We start from the raw sequence: 16469 nt of genomic DNA on the forward strand, positions 1-16469 counted from the left end.
GCGAAACAGCTGTCGCGAGCAGGCTTATTCCCATCGTTGGCTTTGGGTGTTCACGCATTTTGTGATCACCTGCCAAACCCATGTGGGAGTGAGCGTACTCGCGAGGGTATCGCCTCAATTTTCAGACTTATCCCCAAGCCCCGGATCAACCCGCTTGCCGATATCGCGCAACCGCGCCAACTGATCCACCATCGACGGTGCCTCATCCAGGCTGCTGACAAACGTCCACAGATACGTCATGACCGCATACACATGCCCGGCCTTCACCGCCGGCGACAGTGCCAGTTGACTGATGGCAATCACAAACAACACCGCCGCCACCGAGCCGACGAACAGATAAGCAATCGCTTCACGGTCCGAGAGCCAGATTCGCAGCCGCGACAGCACCCGATAGTGGCGCTGCAAAGTGTCGGGGCCGACCTTTTCCACCAGACCGATCTCTTTCTCGAGCCGATCATTCAGGCGCTCATGCAGCTCTTGATTGCGCCGGGCAAAACGCGGCAGCAGGGTCATGCACAGCAACAACGCCCCCAGGCAGGCCAGGCCGATCCACGGTTCAATCACCAGCAGCATCACCGCCGCACCGACAATCGACACCAGCGCCGTGGCGATTGTCGGTACGTGTTTCTCGAAGAAATCCACAAACTCACGGGCTAATACCACGCGTGCTGCAGAGGTCGAGGTGCTCTGGTTTTGCAGGCGCTGGTTGAGGATCACCGGCACGGCCAGGTCGGCGTAAATCCGCGTGAACGTGCGTGTGTCCACCGCCCGCCGTGCTGCGCCCACGACCCAGAATGCGAGCACCACCACGGCATAAAAAAGTGCGCTGGTGGCGTCGCCGCGGATGATCGAGTCCACGGCAAACCCGGCGAATAGCGGGTACGCCAATAACAACGCGTTCTCCAGCGCCACCAATGACAACGTCAGAAACAGTTTTGCGGGGTAGGCCTTGGCGATCGCTTTCAGCGTCTGGCTGGCGGATTGTTGACCGATTTTCTTGCTTTCATCGATCAGGATTTGTGGCGTAACGGCTGTCATGGGTGCACCGGAGGAAAGATAAACGCTACTATTGAGCGGCCGCTCAAGTATCCTTGAGCGATTGCTCAAAGTGCAAGCGCCGTCCATCTACCGGCGCCACGAGGTTATGTCCAAATGTCACGTATCGACCGCAAAGACCAGATCATCGCCGCCGCGCTGGAGCTTTTTCGCAGCAAGGGTTTCGCCAACGTCTCTACCCGTGACCTGGCCGAATACGCCGGCCTGTCCCGCAGTCACGTCTATCACTACTTCACTGACTGGAAAGAACTGCGCCGCGAAGCATTTGTGCGCTTTGCCAATGAACAGTTGGAGGAGGCTCGTGCACCGCTGGCGGACTCGACGCCGCAGCAAGCCTTGCTGGGATTCCTCACCGATTGCCTGCCTTCCTCGGCCGATGACGCGTGGGCGTTGTGGCTCGATGCCTGGGACGAGGCGATGCATGACGCTGATCTGGCGGCGGTGTATTTGATCGTCAACGCACAGTGGCAGGCGATGTTGGCCGGGATCATCGAGCAGGGCGTGGCGGCTGGCGTGTTTCGCTGTGCTTCATCTGAACGGGTAGCGCGGCAGATCTTTGCCCAAACCATGGGGTATGCCGATGATTTGTTGCTGAAGCCGTCATTTGAATCTGCCGCTGCAGCGTTGGACGAAGTGATGGAAGTGGCTGGGCTATTGCTGGGTATTGAAGACAACACGACCGTGCCGGAGCTGCCGAAACACGCGATCTTGTGATCTCGCTTTGCGCAGATGTGCTGAGTTCTTCGTGATCAAGTGCGCCTTGCACGGTGGCGGGCGACCGAGGTAAGGCAGGCGCCGTTAGTGGAATTGAGCAAGGAGTCGGCAACCTTGCCGGGATGAGTTGTGGATCTGAATTCTCTGCTCGTCGAAGGGCTAAAACGGAAGTCGCCTGTTTGAGGCTTGTCCAGCATCAAACAGGCGTCGGATGAAATCGACGTCATGTTTCATGCTGAGGCAGGTCGATATTGCAACGCCTCCGCCACGTGTTCGCGAGTGATTGCGTCGACCTGTTCAAGGTCTGCCAATGTACGCGCTACCTTGAGCAACCGATGGGCCGAACGCAACGACAGCGTCAGTCGCTCACAGGCAGATTCCAGCCACTTTTCATCGGCGGCGGATAACATGCAGTGGGCGCGCAAACCTTGCAGATCGAGGAACGCATTCGCGCAACCTTGACGCTTGTACTGTCGTGCGCGAGCGTCGGCCACCAGCGCCGCTGCGGTTGCGGTGTTGTCCCCTGGACTGGGCCCCGGGTTCAGCGACGTGACTTCCCGGGCAACGGTCAGGTGCAGGTCGATGCGGTCCAGCAATGGGCCTGAAAGCTTGTTGCGGTAGCGCTGAACCATGTCCGGGGTGCAGGAGCAGCGACCCGTAGGTTCGCCAAGGTATCCGCAGGGGCAAGGATTCATCGCCGCGACCAGTTGGAAACGCGCCGGAAACCGCACACGGTCCCTGGCGCGGGCAATAACGATGCAACCCGACTCGAATGGTAGGGGTAAATCTCACACATCAGCATATGGATATTGGGAGTGCTGGCCTTATCAAGTCGGAAGCGTTTAGCCTGTGATGTTTCATATCAAAATCAGGCCAAGTTTTCGAACTGCTGGTCCAAATAGTCTTGCATATATTTCACGGCATCAGCTAACACGACAATTTTACATCCGTATTTTTTTTGTGCCGTTTCATCTAAAACTAGATAAACGTAATTGGACTCTCCAAAACAAGCCTCACCGAAAGGCGAACCAAAAATCCCCTCATTTTTTTCTGCTACTACTTGGTCCGCCTTACTGGCAATGTGAGGATTTTTGGGGTCTGTTAATTCAAAGTGCTTACTTGCGTTCGCTGCTGCCCGGATAGTTTGATACATCAATCTTCCGTCTGCTGTATTTGGTTTGACGGCAAGGCCTTTAAGATAGTCCCAAGTATGGAAGAGAACAATAGCCGTTATCCGCCCCCTACGCACGTCATAACTACTAACAAGGAACTCCGCAATAGTGGGCTTAACGACGACTTCATAGTAATCGCGAGCAGCTTCAATCTTCACGATGAAAATCTCCAAAAATAATAACGACCTAAATGGTATTATTTATCAGTGGAGCTATCAAACGTTCTATATGTGTTTTCGAGAATCATTTAAGTTCATTAACGCTTTCGTCAAGGTCGATTTTTGTGGTTGAACTTGTTCAAGCATAAAAATTGAGCACATAGAAATTTTATTAATGAAATTTGTCCTAAATCAAAAACAACTCTTTTTCGACCAAAAATCTCATCTTCGCTCTGCAAACATTAAAATGCTTTTTCAAAAAAAATTACAAAATTTTTTGTAACTTTATGGCAAGTTATTGATATTTCAATTTTTCCGACTATCAAATAATGGCTTAAATACGGCGAGAAACATTGTCAATAGCAAAACAAAAATAAATATATAGTCCGACCATATTCACATTTACCGGTCAACTCTATTCGCATTTTACTTAATTACATTTTGCAACTAACCACCCGAATAAAAATCATCGACACACTTAAAAATCGCTCCCAGTTTGATTTCATCAAAAACGTGGGGGGTAGGCCACCTACAAGAATGAAAATTTTCAAACCCTACCACTCGATTTCAAAATAAAGCACAACTTACAAAAACCACCATAAAACTCAGTATTTCAATTAATTGATATTAGGGTAGCGTTAAACGCTTACCCACTCTAAAAACGCTATTTGCGTGAGCTGTATTTTTCAAAGCATTTCGTTGCTTTTCTAAAAGCGAAGCTACCAGATGCTTTTGACTGTATTCCCAGTTCAACCCAATAGGGCAAGGGACTTTGATTTTGATTTAAATCTTCAAAGTGTTAGACATCCGGCAGCAAACCACTGAAAAACTGCGTTTTATGATTTGTTTCGCTTCGCTTCTCAAATCTGCGAACTTCGTTCGCCTTTCCCAGATGGTTTTAGCCCCGGATGGGGCGTGCTCTGCTGAACTCAAAAAATGAGATTTGAAATCAATAAAGGTATTTTAAAGTAATTAGTAGTATTTAAAGGTATTTAAGATGGTTGTTTTATGTTTAGAACACGCCATTTTTTAGGTCCATATATGTGGCGTTATATGTAGATATATGTGGCGTCCTATGCATATGTATGTGGCGTTCTATGTTGATATGTGTGGCGTTCTATGCAGGTATATGGGGCGTTCTATGTGAATGCATGTGACGCCCTGCATAAATACATGTGGCGTTATATGTAGCATTAAAATGCTATTGATATGTGTGGCGTTGTTCTATTGACATTTATTAACGCCGTGCTTTTATATATGTATACATACAACCAAAGGAGCACCAATGGAGCTAATATTCAACCAGCATGAAACCAACAAAAAGATTTACGCACAAGATACATATATGACATTCGCCAAGTCAATTCTTCACTTGCCTATATTTCAATCAGTAAAGAACTCGAAAAGCCCGAGAGTCATACTCAAAATTGCAAGGCTTTATGCATTTGAAGATGTTGAAATGGACTTCATACCGCTATCCGTTGATTTCGATTTTGATGTTTTCTATTACATTCTGCAAATGAAATTAAAATCGGACAAACTAACATTCACTATAAACATGAAGAAGTTCATGAAGTTTCACAAGGTTCACCCAAGCAACAAGAAGGTTTACATAGAAAAGCTAAGAAAGTCCTTGAAGAATATGATGAAGTTCTATCTTGAATTTAGATATGATTCCGTCACTTACAAGTGCCATTTGTTGAATAATGTTGTGGAAGATGCAAATGATAAAGAAAATAGTGTAATTACGTTTAATAGAGAGTTTGAGAACTTCTACAAGCATGATACTGACTTGATATTCAATTTTAAGTTTGATGAGTTCAAAGAAATAAAAGGCGATTATGCTAAGGCACTATACATGTTCTACCTAACTAATAGATTTGATGATGCGGTTATTTTCAATGCTTGCGACATAATAACAAGATTGCAAGCAGGAGCATCGGTAAAAAATGAAGCGTTGAGAAGTATAAAAAAAGCACACGACGAACTAATAAGTATTGATTTTTTGAAGCGTGTAGAACCGATTAAAGACGGCAGGGAATTGGTTGCTTATAAGGTTGAGTTTAAGAAAAGAAGAGAGAAGGCACTGCCTGAGCCAAAAGAAAACGAAAAAGAAATAAACATCACTGATGACTTATCGTTATGTGATGAAGAACTGCCTTTTTAAACGAGTTATGTAATACGAAAAAAGCCCATAGGGCTTTTTATTTGTCTTCTTTACGTCTTGGCTTTAAATCCATTCCAACCCCACGGCGACGGGTTCTTTTGTTTTGGTCATTATCTAGCTGCTTCTGTTTTCGTGTTTCTTCAACTTTCTCATTACGTTCGTTTATTTTCTCTTGTAGTATCTCTTCCCTGATTTCCGGGCTTTCTATCTTTTCAAGTTTTTTATGTATTACTTCATATAGTTCAATTTCTTGCCTTGCTTCATCTAAGCCATCAACATCAAATTCTTTAAGTCTCTCTACAAATTCCTTGTTAGCTTCATAGGCGTCCTCATCAAGAAAGTCAAAGCCGGGGTTATTGTGTTCAATGTCTTTAAGGAAGATATTGAAATCTTCTTTAATCTCGATTGTCTTTTGAGCTTGATACGCATTAAGTGATTCCGCATAAATAGGGGTATCCTTTAACAATTGTTTGTGGTCGGTGATGATTTCATCAAACTCACCTTTCAAGCTTGGGTGGTCAGTGTAAGCCACAAATAATTCTGTGTTGAGTTGTTTGAACTCTGCTTTTTTTTCTGCTGGTGCATTGTCAAATTCATTTCCGAAACATCTACGGCAGGTAATAGAACCGTGTTCCATACAAAGCATTTCTGGTGTGACCTTATTCAATACCTCACGTAAGGCGTCTTGTGGGGTAGGTTTAAACATACTATTCAACTCGTCAATCAAGTCATCATTGGTCGCTGCAACCTTGTGCTGATCCACCTGCTTTGTAGGCTCTGGTGGCTTCTCAGGGGCTTTTTTAACAGGTGTAGGCACGACAGGCTCAACTGGTTTAGGTGCTTCTATGGCCACCGTAGCAGCTTCTGGTTTAGGTTCTGGCTTCTTGTTCATAGAAGCGTAGTGCTCTTGGATTTTGTTCAATTCTTCTAAATCTGCTGGTGTAGGTTTATAGCCTTCTAACTTGAACCCTTTGTTTTCCAAGCCCATCAATTGAAATTCAAGCCATATATTTTTCTTAAAGAAATTAGGGCCATTCACTGTGAATGATTGCGGTGGTTTGGCGTCGGCAACAAGCCTTTGAATACCAGCCTTTGCTGACTGTCTTGATAAGTCACTGAATGAGACTTTTGACGGGTCTTTGTAATACTCGAATGATTTCTTGCTGCTGACTGAATTATAGAAATATTCAACCTTGTCACTATGCTGAATAAACTTGAACTTAGTGGCAAGCACTGAGTTAGGCTTAATTTTTTTCATGTAGTCGGGTTCTGCTTCGGTTGAAGCAATAGAGCAGCCTTCGTATTCCTTAACGTTATGCTTGTTTTTCAAAGTTTGCTCAAAGCCAGTGTCTTCACCTAATTTTGCTTTGAGTGTTTTGTAAGATAAGCCAAGCTCGGATGCTTTGAATATCTGGTCTTCATGTTGAACGGAAAAGGAAGATTGCCCATTATGAATGATGTTGTATCCGTTATCTGTGATTTTGTTTATGAAGTCACTTGGAGAGCTAGACTGTTGCAGGAAGACTTTTAAATCAGCTTTCATTTCTTCTTTATTTGAAATTATTCCGCGTACTTCAAGCATGCGTTCATTAGATGATGGAAGCTTCTCGGAATACTTTTTATTGATTGCATTGGCAATTGCTCTTTTCTTAACGGCTTCACTTTTACCTTTTAGGTCTGGATGTTTTTCCAATCTATCAATGTCTGTTGCAATCCTGTTCTCTGGTTTCATTAGTCCATATTTGTTTTCTAACTTGTCACATTCTCTTTCTATCTTGCGATAGTCGTTGCCAACGTTATAGCAATTACCATCAAAATCTTTTATCGACCATACAATGTGAACGTGAACCTCGTTTGTGTCGATGTGAACACCTAACGCATACTTTCTGTTTGAAAGTTTATGCGTAGCCTCATAAAGTTCTTTTGCAATATCTCGGGCTTGCTCCGGTGTGATATTGTCATTTGTGTGAAAGCTAACAACGTCATGTTGAGTTCTAACTGAATGCTTTCTACCTTTCTTGTTGTCAGTAACATCACTTTCAATTGATTTTGATATTGCTTTCGCAATGTCTTTCTTTGAAGCATTCAAAGGCATGTAGATGTTTGACTCGAATAAAACACAGCCTTCTTCTTTGTTGAAATATTTGGCTGTTTTGTAAATCGCTGATTTAGATTTTTGAGTGCTTAGCTTTTCACGTATCATGACTTACCTACGATGGTTAACTTCTCCTTTTTTAGCTTGTCCAATTTTTTAGTAAGTATGATTATGTTTTTATCAAGAGCATTTATTTGCTGAATAATATCAAGGGGCGGTTCTTCTTTTGCATTTAAACTTTTGGCGATTTGATTTAAGTTGTTTCCATATCCGCCTAGCAACTTTTCAATCTTATCAATATCTTGTCTAAGCTCGGGATGGGTGACTTCAATAACTTCACTGATGCCATTGTTAACGATGTGTGAAATAAAGCCGGACTGGCTCTTACCTATCAAATCTCGTTGATGTTCAATTTTAATGTAATCACTTTCGGATACTCTTACATTCAATTGTCTTGGTTTTTTATTGTCATTCATAAATTCCTCATGGTTGTTTATTTGTTTTTGATTTTAATTTTTCAAACGTAGTGCGAAAAATCGAGCGTAAATGTAAGCAATGAACGGAGTGAAATTGCTATACATTTACATTGCTCGCATATAAAGAATTCGCACTAATAATATCAAGTTACCATATATTAAAATGTTTTCAAGTTTGTATAGTGTTCAAAAAGAAATAGGGGGCGTGCTAGTTATGTGTAGCAGTGTATAGTGACGTATAGCAGATAAAAAAAGGCCACCTGATTAGGCAGCCTTTTAGACGACACTATAATTACACCGTAAGGTGCATTGTGAGAATAGTCTTCACCTAACGGAGTGTATCAATAAAAAGTCCCATCTTCTTCGGCAGACTTCAACCGGTCACCGTAGGGGCTTTTCTTAAACTGTTCAACTTTTCTATACGTGAATGATTTTCCTTTTTTCTGGTAATCATACACACTATTGAAAGCTTGAAATGTATTATCATCAAGAACTTTTATGTGCATTTGAATATCGGGTGAGTCATCACCATAAAGCTCAACAAATCCATCAATTTCACTTTGGCGTGCAATCATAATTTCTTCTTTACTTACATCTTCATAAGTGTAGAAAATAGCCTTAACCATAATTGAGCTGCCAGAAATCTTATCGTTTTTACCGAACTTTGGGTTGTCATAAGCTTCAAAAACAACCCCACCATTCATTTCTGGTGTTTGACCAAGCCATTTATAACCCTCAATAGATTTAGCTAAGGATTTAATAGGGCCAGCATATTCAACACTTGTTCTATCGCTACTAAGTTCAAGTCGCGTAACAGTATCCGCTGTCGCAGCAACCGATGAAGCGGCCAAAACTACTGAAAAACACAATCCGATGGTTTTATTCATTTTCATTCCTTTTCAATTTGTAAAATCCAGTCAAGCCATTAAATCCTATCATGAAATAATATTAAAACGCCATCATGTTCTTATAGTGATTTCGTGGGTCGCATGCAGAAATATAAAGGCCACCTGATTAGGCCGCCACTTTGATTGTGATGGCGTCAATTAAAATATTCGTTGAGATTGTTGATGCCAAACTCTTTAAGCGGATTATGTAGGCTGAACTGCTTAGCTATGCGGTCAATTTCAAATCCGTTCTGGAAAATCTTAGCAAACAAAGTTCTTGTGGCTTTGTCGAAGTTGAATTTGAAAGTGATGTCGTTAGCAACGAAGAATTGATTTATTTTCAAACGACCATTTTCTGTTTTGTATAAATCAATTATGTCGTTTTCCGAGTAAATGTTTATTGTTGTTTTCTTGATGTTTATTTGTGTTTGTAGTTCTGCAAGTTTTTGTTCAACATAGTTGATGTTTGCTTCTGTTTTGCTAACTACCTCTAAGAATTCTTTTGGGATGACTCCACTGGTGAAACCAGCAAAAGATTTCATTAGGTTGTCTCTATAACTTTTTTGTTCAAGCAAAAAGTTGTTCAGTTCCACAATTTTCTTGTTGTCTTTGGTTTGGCTCTCTCTGTTTGACAGTAGCTTGATTAATAATTCTCTAAAATTCTCTACCCGTTCCTCTTCATCAATGTCTTCTTGTGTTGGGAGACGATAAATCATCCCGCTTTCACGAGTTATCCATTCATGTTGACGTTCAGGGTTTGGGTCTTCGTTCTGCCATGGGTGAACGTCGAAGTCTTTATCTGTTGTGGATTGATATATAAGTTCAAGAAATAACCCAAAAGCCAAGTCAAAACGAAAGCGTGGTTGGTCACATCCATTTTTTAATTCTTTGCGTGTGTAGCATTGAAAATACGGATAAACGACGCCTTTGGGGTTTGTTTGTTTTTCAAACAACATAGATGCCTCACAACAATCACATTTGATGCTGTGGCGGAAAATGTTCAAGCTGCCAACGCTTTGGTTGCCATAGTTTTTTCTTTGTGCTCTGTTTTTCATCGCCGCTATTGCTTCATTAAATAGTTCATATGAAACGATTTGCGGATAATAGTTTTCAATGTATCGCTCAAATACTTTCTTTTTGTTTTCGTCTCTTCGTTGAGCCATGTAAGCACCGAGAACGTATTTCGTATCTATTAGATGCTTTATATTTCTACTTGACCATTTTCGTTTTGAATAAGCGTTGAGCTTTTTAATTGACAACGACACGCCAACATATTTCAAGCTCTCAAAGAAATCTCTTATTTCCTGAGCTTCTTCTTCCTCGATTTCAAAGCAGTTAAGCTCTGTATTGTATCGGATGCCATAGGGTGGGTTATGGGCGTTGAAAATGACCTTTTCTTCTTCCGCTAATTTTTTGGCTCTATTCCATGCGGACTTTCTACGAACTGATTTTGTCTTACTTTCTTCGTATGCTCGCTTTGCGATAACACTTAAAAGAATATCTTGTTGTAAGTCGTCAATACGGTTTGTTTCGTTTGGTTTTTCATATCGTTGACCATCAATAGTGGTTATTAAAATAACGCCTTTTTCAAGGATGCCATTGACTAGTTCTTTTGCTTGTAGAAGTCTTTGACGGCTAAGCCGGTCGATACTTTCAACGAATATATAATCGCCCTCTTTGATATGCATATCGCTAATCATATCAATGAGTTCTTTTAGTTTTCCTTTTCGTTTGTTGCTTCCATCGTGTGCAGATATGCCCGTATCCGAGTAGATATTCTCGGGCGGCAACTCAATACCTTGTTGCTTTGTAATGGCTTGGATTGAAGCCATTTGACGGTCTACGGAGTCCCTACCGGCTTCACCTTGGGCTTTTGATGAGTAGCGTATGTATGCGTAAGCGGTAGGCATTCCGAGCTTCCTGTGTCCGTGTCAGAAAGTATGAGAATACCACCTACCACTCTCCAGCGGCTCCCTTAGAACCTCCAGCACTTTGCGATCAAATTCGGGAAGTTCGTCCAGAAACAGTACGCCATGATGGGCGAGGGTGATTTCACCGGGTTGCGGTTTCGAACCTCCACCGACGAGTGCCGGGGCGGAAGCCGAATGGTGCGGTTGCCGGAACGGGCGCTGCGGCCAGTGGCTCAGGGGCACACAACTGACCACCGACATGATCGCCGCGACCTCCAGTGCTTCGCTCTCGGCCAGCGGCGGCAGCAGCCCTGGAAGTCGGCTCGCCAGCAGCGTTTTGCCTGTTCCTGGTGGCCCGCTGAACAACAGGTTGTGAGCGCCCGCCGCCGCAATCAGCAATGCGCGCTTGGCCGCCATCTGGCCTTGTACTTCATTTAAATCCGGATAGGGCATGCTGGCGTGCATCAAACCATCGGAGACATAAGGCGCGATGGGCGTATGACCATTGAAATGTGAAACCGCTTCCAGCAAGTGATCCACTGCAATCACCGTCAATCCGGATGCCAGGCAAGCCTCCTCGGCATTCGCCCGAGGCACCATTAAAGAACGGCCGGCCTTGCGCGCGGCGAGCGCCGCCGGCAACACACCCCGAACCGCCCGCACTGCGCCTGACAGCGCCAGCTCGCCCAGGCACTCGATATCATCCAGCGTAAGCGTGGGCACCTGCACACTGGCCGACAGTATCCCCAAGGCAATCGCCAGGTCGAAGCGCCCGCCATCCTTGGGCAAATCGGCGGGCGCGAGATTCAGCGTGATACGTCGAGCCGGAAATTGCAGCCCCGAGTTGATGATCGCGCTGCGCACGCGATCCTTGCTTTCCCTCACGGCTGTTTCGGGCAATCCGACCATTGTCAGCGATGGCAAGCCGTTGGCCAGATGGACTTCTACAGTGACGGCGGGAGCATCCACGCCAACCTGGGCGCGGCTGTGGACGATGGAGAGGGACATGATCGTTCCTTGAATTGACGAGGGCTGCTTCCTGCGGCTTTTCAAGGGTAGTCGTGAGTCGGTGATTTAGCGTCTTGGCGCAGGAGTCAATATTTCGCAGGATGTTGCAGTAGTACTGGTAATTAAAATTTATCTGTCGAAAGTTTAAAAAAACAAAGCATTTTTACATTGAAAAAGCCGTAAACCTGTCATTTGTATCAGTAGATAGTTGTGAGAGTTTGATTGTAGAGTGAATTTCGGCCCGCTTTTCCAAGGGGAGCAGCGCTGCTTTTACTTTATCAAATAATGAGGTGTGAAAATGGCTGTTAAAGAAATTCGTATTTCAACTGTAGACCTTAACCATAATGGTAGCCCTGAGGTGCTGCTAGAATTATATGACGGAAAAGAAATTGTTTTTTCTACTTCCGTGTCTTCTTCCAAGAAAAACGGCAATTACGATAAAGTTGACGTAAAAGGGGATGCTAATAACGATGGCGACTTTGATGCGAAAGATGATGCGTTGTTCATCGAGCTTGCTAAAGCAGCCGTAAATTTGCTGAAGTGACTTATAGCTAGGCGAAGAAGTTGAGTTGCTTTTTTTGCGCGTTACGGCGTGTCGCCCTGAATCTGAGTTGACCATTTTGCTTTTTCATCTAAAAAGCAAGTCATGCGTATTTTTATGCAGAGGTGTGTATGTCATCAGAAACATTGAAAGCTTTTATTGATGAGCAGGTTAATTCTTATGCAAAGCGTATCATTGAAAAAAGTGACTCGTCAGATGAGCTGGCCGTTGGCGAGTTGTTTTTCTATACGACATTAAGAAGCGTATTGAATAACAAGGCTGGAAAGAAAGAGCTGGGGTTGCTGGATGCTATCAATGATACTTTACAGCACCTTGGAAAGATTGAGAGTGGCACTACATTCTACAAATGAAGATGTGAATACGCCATGCGCCTAGTACTTGTTATTGAGCCAACCCCACGTTGAAAGCGTGGGGTTTTTTTATCCAAGCCGTCTGAAGCATCCGCGAGGCGCGTGTCCACCACGGCGCACTGACTGCGCTTGTCGGCTCCTCCCTGTCACGGAGCATGTGCGATACCTCTTGCAGTCGAATCCACTGTTGGTTGTTCCAGTGAAGCAAGTTCAGCGACATCTGCGACCCACTCAGCCGGCTCAGGATTGGGCGTTCGGGTGAAGTGGGTCTTTCTGCGTCTCTGAGTGCGGGCATCACGCGGGGGTAAGCCATTCGCGCAGGTTTCGGTATTCGGGACAATATTTTTGGAATATTGGGGCAGCAGTGTTTATTCGGTCGGTGGATTGAGCTTCGCTTCCAGCTCCGCCACCTTCGCCTCAAGGTTCTCCAGGCGTGCCCGGGTCCGTGCGAGCACAACCATCTGACTGTCAAATTCTTCCCGGCTAACCAGATCAAGTTTGCTGAAGCCGCTCTGCAACAAAGCCTTGAACTGGCTTTCGATTTCGCTTTTTGGCAGAGGGGTTTCGCCGCTGAAAAGGCGGGAGGCGGTGCCGCTCAGGGCGTCTAGGAAGTCTTTGGGCGCGAGCATGGGGAAAGTCCTGGAAACAATGGGCGGCAGTGTATCACGCAGTGTCTATAGTCAATCTCGCAGGTGGACATGCACGCTTTTCGCGCATAGGGACGGACGGCAACGCACCGTTGTTGTGCGTATCCGCCGGACCCTTCGGGCCAACTGGCTGAACGTCGTGGCCAAACGACTGAATTCAGTGGTTTTTGACGAGATGGCAAGCTTTCTGCTTAGAGCCTAGTGACCCATGCACTGATGCAGTCGCTGTGACGAATGCAGTGCGCCAAGCGAAACGGGGGAAGTGTTTCGTGCGGAGTGGTTCGCTGGCGTCGGACGGGCAAGTAAGGCCGACGATGCGTTACAAAGCCAGGCACTGCGCTTAGACTTGAGACGGGTTTGTTTTCCTGGGGCAAGTCCACCTATTCGGGAGAGAGTTTTCATGAAGCTAGTCACTGCCATCATCAAGCCGTTCAAATTGGACGACGTGCGCGAGTCGCTGTCCGAGATCGGCGTGCAGGGCATTACCGTTACTGAAGTCAAAGGCTTCGGTCGGCAGAAGGGTCACACCGAGCTGTATCGCGGCGCGGAGTACGTGGTCGATTTTCTGCCCAAGGTGAAGATCGATGTCGCCATTGACGACAAGGATCTTGACCGGGTTATCGAGGCGATAACCAAGGCAGCCAACACCGGCAAGATCGGTGACGGCAAGATCTTCGTGGTCAATCTGGAACAGGCGATTCGCATCCGTACCGGCGAAACCGATACCGACGCAATCTAAGCCGCCACACACCCAACGCCCCAGGAGAAAACAATATGACTCTGCGTAAATTCGCAGGGCTAGGAGCCCTGTTGTCCCTCGTAATGCCCAGCCTGGCTATGGCGGCAGACGAAGTGGCGGCCCCAGTCCTCAACTCCGGCGATACCGCCTGGATGCTGACCTCGACAGCCCTCGTGCTGTTCATGACCATTCCCGGCCTCGCGCTGTTCTACGGCGGCATGGTTCGGTCCAAAAACATTCTTTCCGTGATGATGCAGTGCTTCGCCATTACCGGCCTTGTCACCATCCTGTGGTTCATTTATGGCTACAGCCTGGCGTTCGACACTACCGGCATGGAAGCAGGCGTCGTCAACCTCAATTCGTTTGTAGGCGGGTTGTCCAAGGCGTTCCTGCACGGCATCACGCCAGGCAGCATCACCGGCCCTGCAGCGCTGTTCCCTGAGTCGGTTTTCGTGACCTTCCAGATGACCTTCGCCATCATTACTCCGGCGCTGATCGTCGGTGCATTCGCCGAGCGCATGAAGTTCTCCGCGATGCTGATTTTCATGGGTGTCTGGTTCACCCTGGTTTACGCACCGATTGCGCACATGGTCTGGAGTGGTCCGGGTTCGCTGTTGGGCGACTGGGGCGTACTGGACTTCGCTGGCGGCACCGTGGTGCACATCAACGCCGGTATCGCAGGCCTGGTAGCGTGCCTGGTATTGGGCAAGCGCAAAGGCTTCCCGACTACGCCGATGGCGCCACATAACCTGGGCTACACCCTGATGGGCGCTGCCATGTTGTGGGTCGGCTGGTTCGGCTTCAACGCCGGCTCCGCTGCCGCCGCCAACGGCACTGCCGGTATGGCCATGCTGGTTACTCAAATCGCTACGGCTGCTGCGGCCCTGGGCTGGATGTTCGCTGAATGGCTGACGCACGGCAAACCAAGCGCACTGGGTATCGCTTCGGGTGTTGTCGCCGGTCTGGTGGCAATCACTCCTGCCGCTGGCACTGTGGGTCCGATGGGCGCACTGATCATTGGCCTTGCGGCTGGCGTCGTGTGCTTCTTCTGCGCGACCACCCTGAAACGCAAACTTGGCTATGACGATTCCCTGGACGCCTTCGGTGTACACGGTATCGGCGGTATCCTCGGCGCGATCCTGACCGGTGTGTTCGCTGCACCGTCGCTGGGTGGTTTCGGCACCGTCACCGACATCGCCGCACAAGTCTGGATTCAGTGCAAAGGCGTAGGCTTCACGGTGATCTACACCGCGATCGTCACCTTCATCATCCTCAAGGTCCTGGACGTCGTCATGGGGCTGCGTGTTACCGAGGAAGAGGAGGCCGTCGGCCTCGATCTGGCACAACACAACGAACGCGGCTACAACTTGTAAGTACGCGAAAAAAAATTGCCCGGTTCGCCGGGCATTTTTTTGTCTGGAATTTGTCATTGAAAGGACATCTGAAAGGTTTTTTCTGGCGCCATTCGGTTAGTTTGCGACGGGCGATTTTGCGCAGCCAATGGCTTACATGATTGAAGGAATATTAGGGCCTTTGTTTTTTCCCTGAGCGCGCTAGAATGCGCCCCGAACGTGCGGAGAACTGTATGTGGCAACAGACTCTGATTACTCTGCGGGCAAGGCCCCGGGGCTTTCATCTGGTAACGGACGAGTTACTCGCCGGCTTGCCTGAACTCAAGGCATGTCGGGTCGGTCTGTTGCATTTGTGGCTACAGCATACCTCGGCGTCGTTGACCATCAACGAAAACGCCGATCCGGCGGTACGTCGCGACTTCGAACGATTCTTCAATCGTCTGATCCCACAAGGAACAGACGGCTATGAGCATAACGACGAAGGCCTGGACGACCTCCCGGCGCACTTCAAGGCCAGCGTGCTTGGCTGTCAGCTCAGTTTGCCGATTTCGGCAGGCCGACTGGCGTTGGGAACCTGGCAAGGCGTTTATCTGGGCGAGCACCGTGATCATGGCGGTGCCCGTAAAGTCCTCGCCACCTTGTACGGTGAAGGGGCATAAGCCATTGGTCACCAGTGGCGGTTGAATTTTTTCCGGCAGCCGTCGACAGACGGCGAAGCTGGGCTATAACTAATCTGCTTTTCGCAAGTCATGAGGTAGAACATGAGCGACGATGATCTGGAAAACGACGACCTCGAAGTAGGCGACGAAGACGAGGCTGAAGAAGGCCTGGAAGCAGCGGCGGAAGACGTTGCTGACGACGACGGTGGCGATGATACGCCGGCCCCGGCAGCCAAAGGCAAAGCCAAGGCAGCGGTGTCGGTCGATGAGTTGCCGAGCGTCGAAGCCAAAAACAAGGAACGCGATGCTCTGGCGCGGGCCATGGAAGAATTTTTGGCTAAAGGCGGAAAGGTGCAGGAAGTGGAGGCCAACGTGGTCGCCGATCCTCCCAAGAAGCCTGACAACAAGTACGGCAGCCGGCCTATCTAAGGCCGAGCCTTGCTTGCTGAAAAAGCCCGCCGTCGCTGCGGGCTTTTTCATGGACGAGATGAAATCAGGAGCCGGCGATGATCCCCTG

General features: G+C 47.1%; 17 protein-coding genes and 1 pseudogene. 8 read left to right on the plus strand and 10 right to left on the minus strand.

From position 1 onward, the window contains the following. Positions 1–114 precede the first annotated feature (114 nt). Positions 115–1038 (minus strand): ABC transporter six-transmembrane domain-containing protein, encoded by a 924-nt coding sequence (locus ACQR3R_RS18285; RefSeq protein ID WP_428273933.1) that lies wholly within the window; start codon positions 1036–1038, stop codon positions 115–117. 114 nt (positions 1039–1152) lie between these two features. Between ACQR3R_RS18285 and ACQR3R_RS18290 the strand changes: the two genes are divergently transcribed. Further along, complete coding sequence (locus ACQR3R_RS18290; protein WP_428273935.1) at positions 1153–1770, plus strand: TetR family transcriptional regulator; 618 nt, start codon at positions 1153–1155, stop codon at positions 1768–1770. A 230-nt stretch (positions 1771–2000) separates the two neighbouring features. Here ACQR3R_RS18290 and ACQR3R_RS18295 read toward each other — a convergent pair whose 3' ends face one another. The 3 genes and pseudogenes from ACQR3R_RS18295 to ACQR3R_RS18305 form a co-directional block, all read right to left on the minus strand. After that, positions 2001–2366 (minus strand): magnesium chelatase subunit ChlI family protein, encoded by a 366-nt coding sequence (locus tag ACQR3R_RS18295; RefSeq protein ID WP_428274446.1) that lies wholly within the window; start codon positions 2364–2366, stop codon positions 2001–2003. Beyond that, positions 2340–2537 (minus strand): annotated as a pseudogene (locus tag ACQR3R_RS18300) (ATP-binding protein); the annotation flags it as partial. The gene ACQR3R_RS18295 and the pseudogene ACQR3R_RS18300, both read right to left, overlap by 27 nt. A gap of 101 nt (positions 2538–2638) precedes the next feature. After that, complete coding sequence (locus tag ACQR3R_RS18305; protein WP_428273937.1) at positions 2639–3100, minus strand: hypothetical protein; 462 nt, start codon at positions 3098–3100, stop codon at positions 2639–2641. Between the two features lie 1285 nt (positions 3101–4385). Here ACQR3R_RS18305 and ACQR3R_RS18310 point away from each other — a divergent pair. Further along, entirely contained in the window at positions 4386–5267 is an 882-nt protein-coding gene (locus ACQR3R_RS18310) for a RepB family plasmid replication initiator protein (RefSeq protein WP_428273939.1), read from the plus strand. Between the two features lie 37 nt (positions 5268–5304). Here the strand turns inward: ACQR3R_RS18310 and ACQR3R_RS18315 are convergent, their stop codons facing one another. The 5 genes from ACQR3R_RS18315 to ACQR3R_RS18335 form a co-directional block, all read right to left on the minus strand. Then, on the minus strand, positions 5305–7470 hold the full coding sequence (locus ACQR3R_RS18315) for a relaxase/mobilization nuclease domain-containing protein (RefSeq protein WP_428273941.1): 2166 nt from the start codon (positions 7468–7470) through the stop codon (positions 5305–5307). Further along, a complete protein-coding gene (locus ACQR3R_RS18320) occupies positions 7467–7838 on the minus strand; it encodes a plasmid mobilization protein (protein WP_157711847.1) in 372 nt (123 codons plus the stop codon). Before ACQR3R_RS18320 ends, ACQR3R_RS18315 begins: the two co-directional genes overlap by 4 nt. A gap of 341 nt (positions 7839–8179) precedes the next feature. Then, complete coding sequence (locus ACQR3R_RS18325) at positions 8180–8725, minus strand: hypothetical protein (protein ID WP_428273944.1); 546 nt, start codon at positions 8723–8725, stop codon at positions 8180–8182. A gap of 155 nt (positions 8726–8880) precedes the next feature. Next, on the minus strand, positions 8881–10635 hold the full coding sequence (locus ACQR3R_RS18330) for a recombinase family protein (protein WP_428273946.1): 1755 nt from the start codon (positions 10633–10635) through the stop codon (positions 8881–8883). 21 nt (positions 10636–10656) lie between these two features. Next, positions 10657–11643 (minus strand): YifB family Mg chelatase-like AAA ATPase, encoded by a 987-nt coding sequence (locus ACQR3R_RS18335; protein WP_428273948.1) that lies wholly within the window; start codon positions 11641–11643, stop codon positions 10657–10659. Between the two features lie 298 nt (positions 11644–11941). Between ACQR3R_RS18335 and ACQR3R_RS18340 the strand changes: the two genes are divergently transcribed. Both ACQR3R_RS18340 and ACQR3R_RS18345 read left to right on the plus strand, forming a co-directional pair. Next, a complete protein-coding gene (locus ACQR3R_RS18340) occupies positions 11942–12187 on the plus strand; it encodes a hypothetical protein (RefSeq protein ID WP_428273950.1) in 246 nt (81 codons plus the stop codon). Positions 12188–12315: 128 nt separating this feature from the next. After that, positions 12316–12555: a hypothetical protein gene (locus tag ACQR3R_RS18345; RefSeq protein ID WP_428273952.1), complete on the plus strand. Its 240-nt coding sequence runs from the start codon at positions 12316–12318 to the stop codon at positions 12553–12555. Between the two features lie 368 nt (positions 12556–12923). Here ACQR3R_RS18345 and ACQR3R_RS18350 read toward each other — a convergent pair whose 3' ends face one another. Further along, positions 12924–13184 (minus strand): accessory factor UbiK family protein, encoded by a 261-nt coding sequence (locus ACQR3R_RS18350; RefSeq protein WP_428273954.1) that lies wholly within the window; start codon positions 13182–13184, stop codon positions 12924–12926. 418 nt (positions 13185–13602) lie between these two features. Here ACQR3R_RS18350 and glnK point away from each other — a divergent pair, with 418 nt between their 5' ends. The 4 genes from glnK (at position 13603) to sutA (ending at position 16381) form a co-directional block, all read left to right on the plus strand. Beyond that, the gene (glnK, locus tag ACQR3R_RS18355) at positions 13603–13941 is read left to right on the plus strand and encodes a P-II family nitrogen regulator (RefSeq protein WP_002555808.1); all 339 of its coding nucleotides are present in this window, start codon (positions 13603–13605) and stop codon (positions 13939–13941) included. Between the two features lie 35 nt (positions 13942–13976). Continuing rightward, positions 13977–15314: an ammonium transporter gene (locus ACQR3R_RS18360; protein WP_428273957.1), complete on the plus strand. Its 1338-nt coding sequence runs from the start codon at positions 13977–13979 to the stop codon at positions 15312–15314. Positions 15315–15526: 212 nt separating this feature from the next. Continuing rightward, positions 15527–15952, plus strand: a complete 426-nt coding sequence (locus ACQR3R_RS18365) for a secondary thiamine-phosphate synthase enzyme YjbQ (protein ID WP_428273959.1) — start codon at positions 15527–15529, stop codon at positions 15950–15952. A gap of 102 nt (positions 15953–16054) precedes the next feature. Continuing rightward, complete coding sequence (gene sutA, locus ACQR3R_RS18370; protein WP_095057586.1) at positions 16055–16381, plus strand: transcriptional regulator SutA; 327 nt, start codon at positions 16055–16057, stop codon at positions 16379–16381. Positions 16382–16469 lie beyond the last annotated feature (88 nt).

Origin of the sequence: Gordonia sp. IEGM753 (assembly GCF_050321825.1) — a bacterium.
GTDB lineage: Bacteria > Pseudomonadota > Gammaproteobacteria > Pseudomonadales > Pseudomonadaceae > Aquipseudomonas.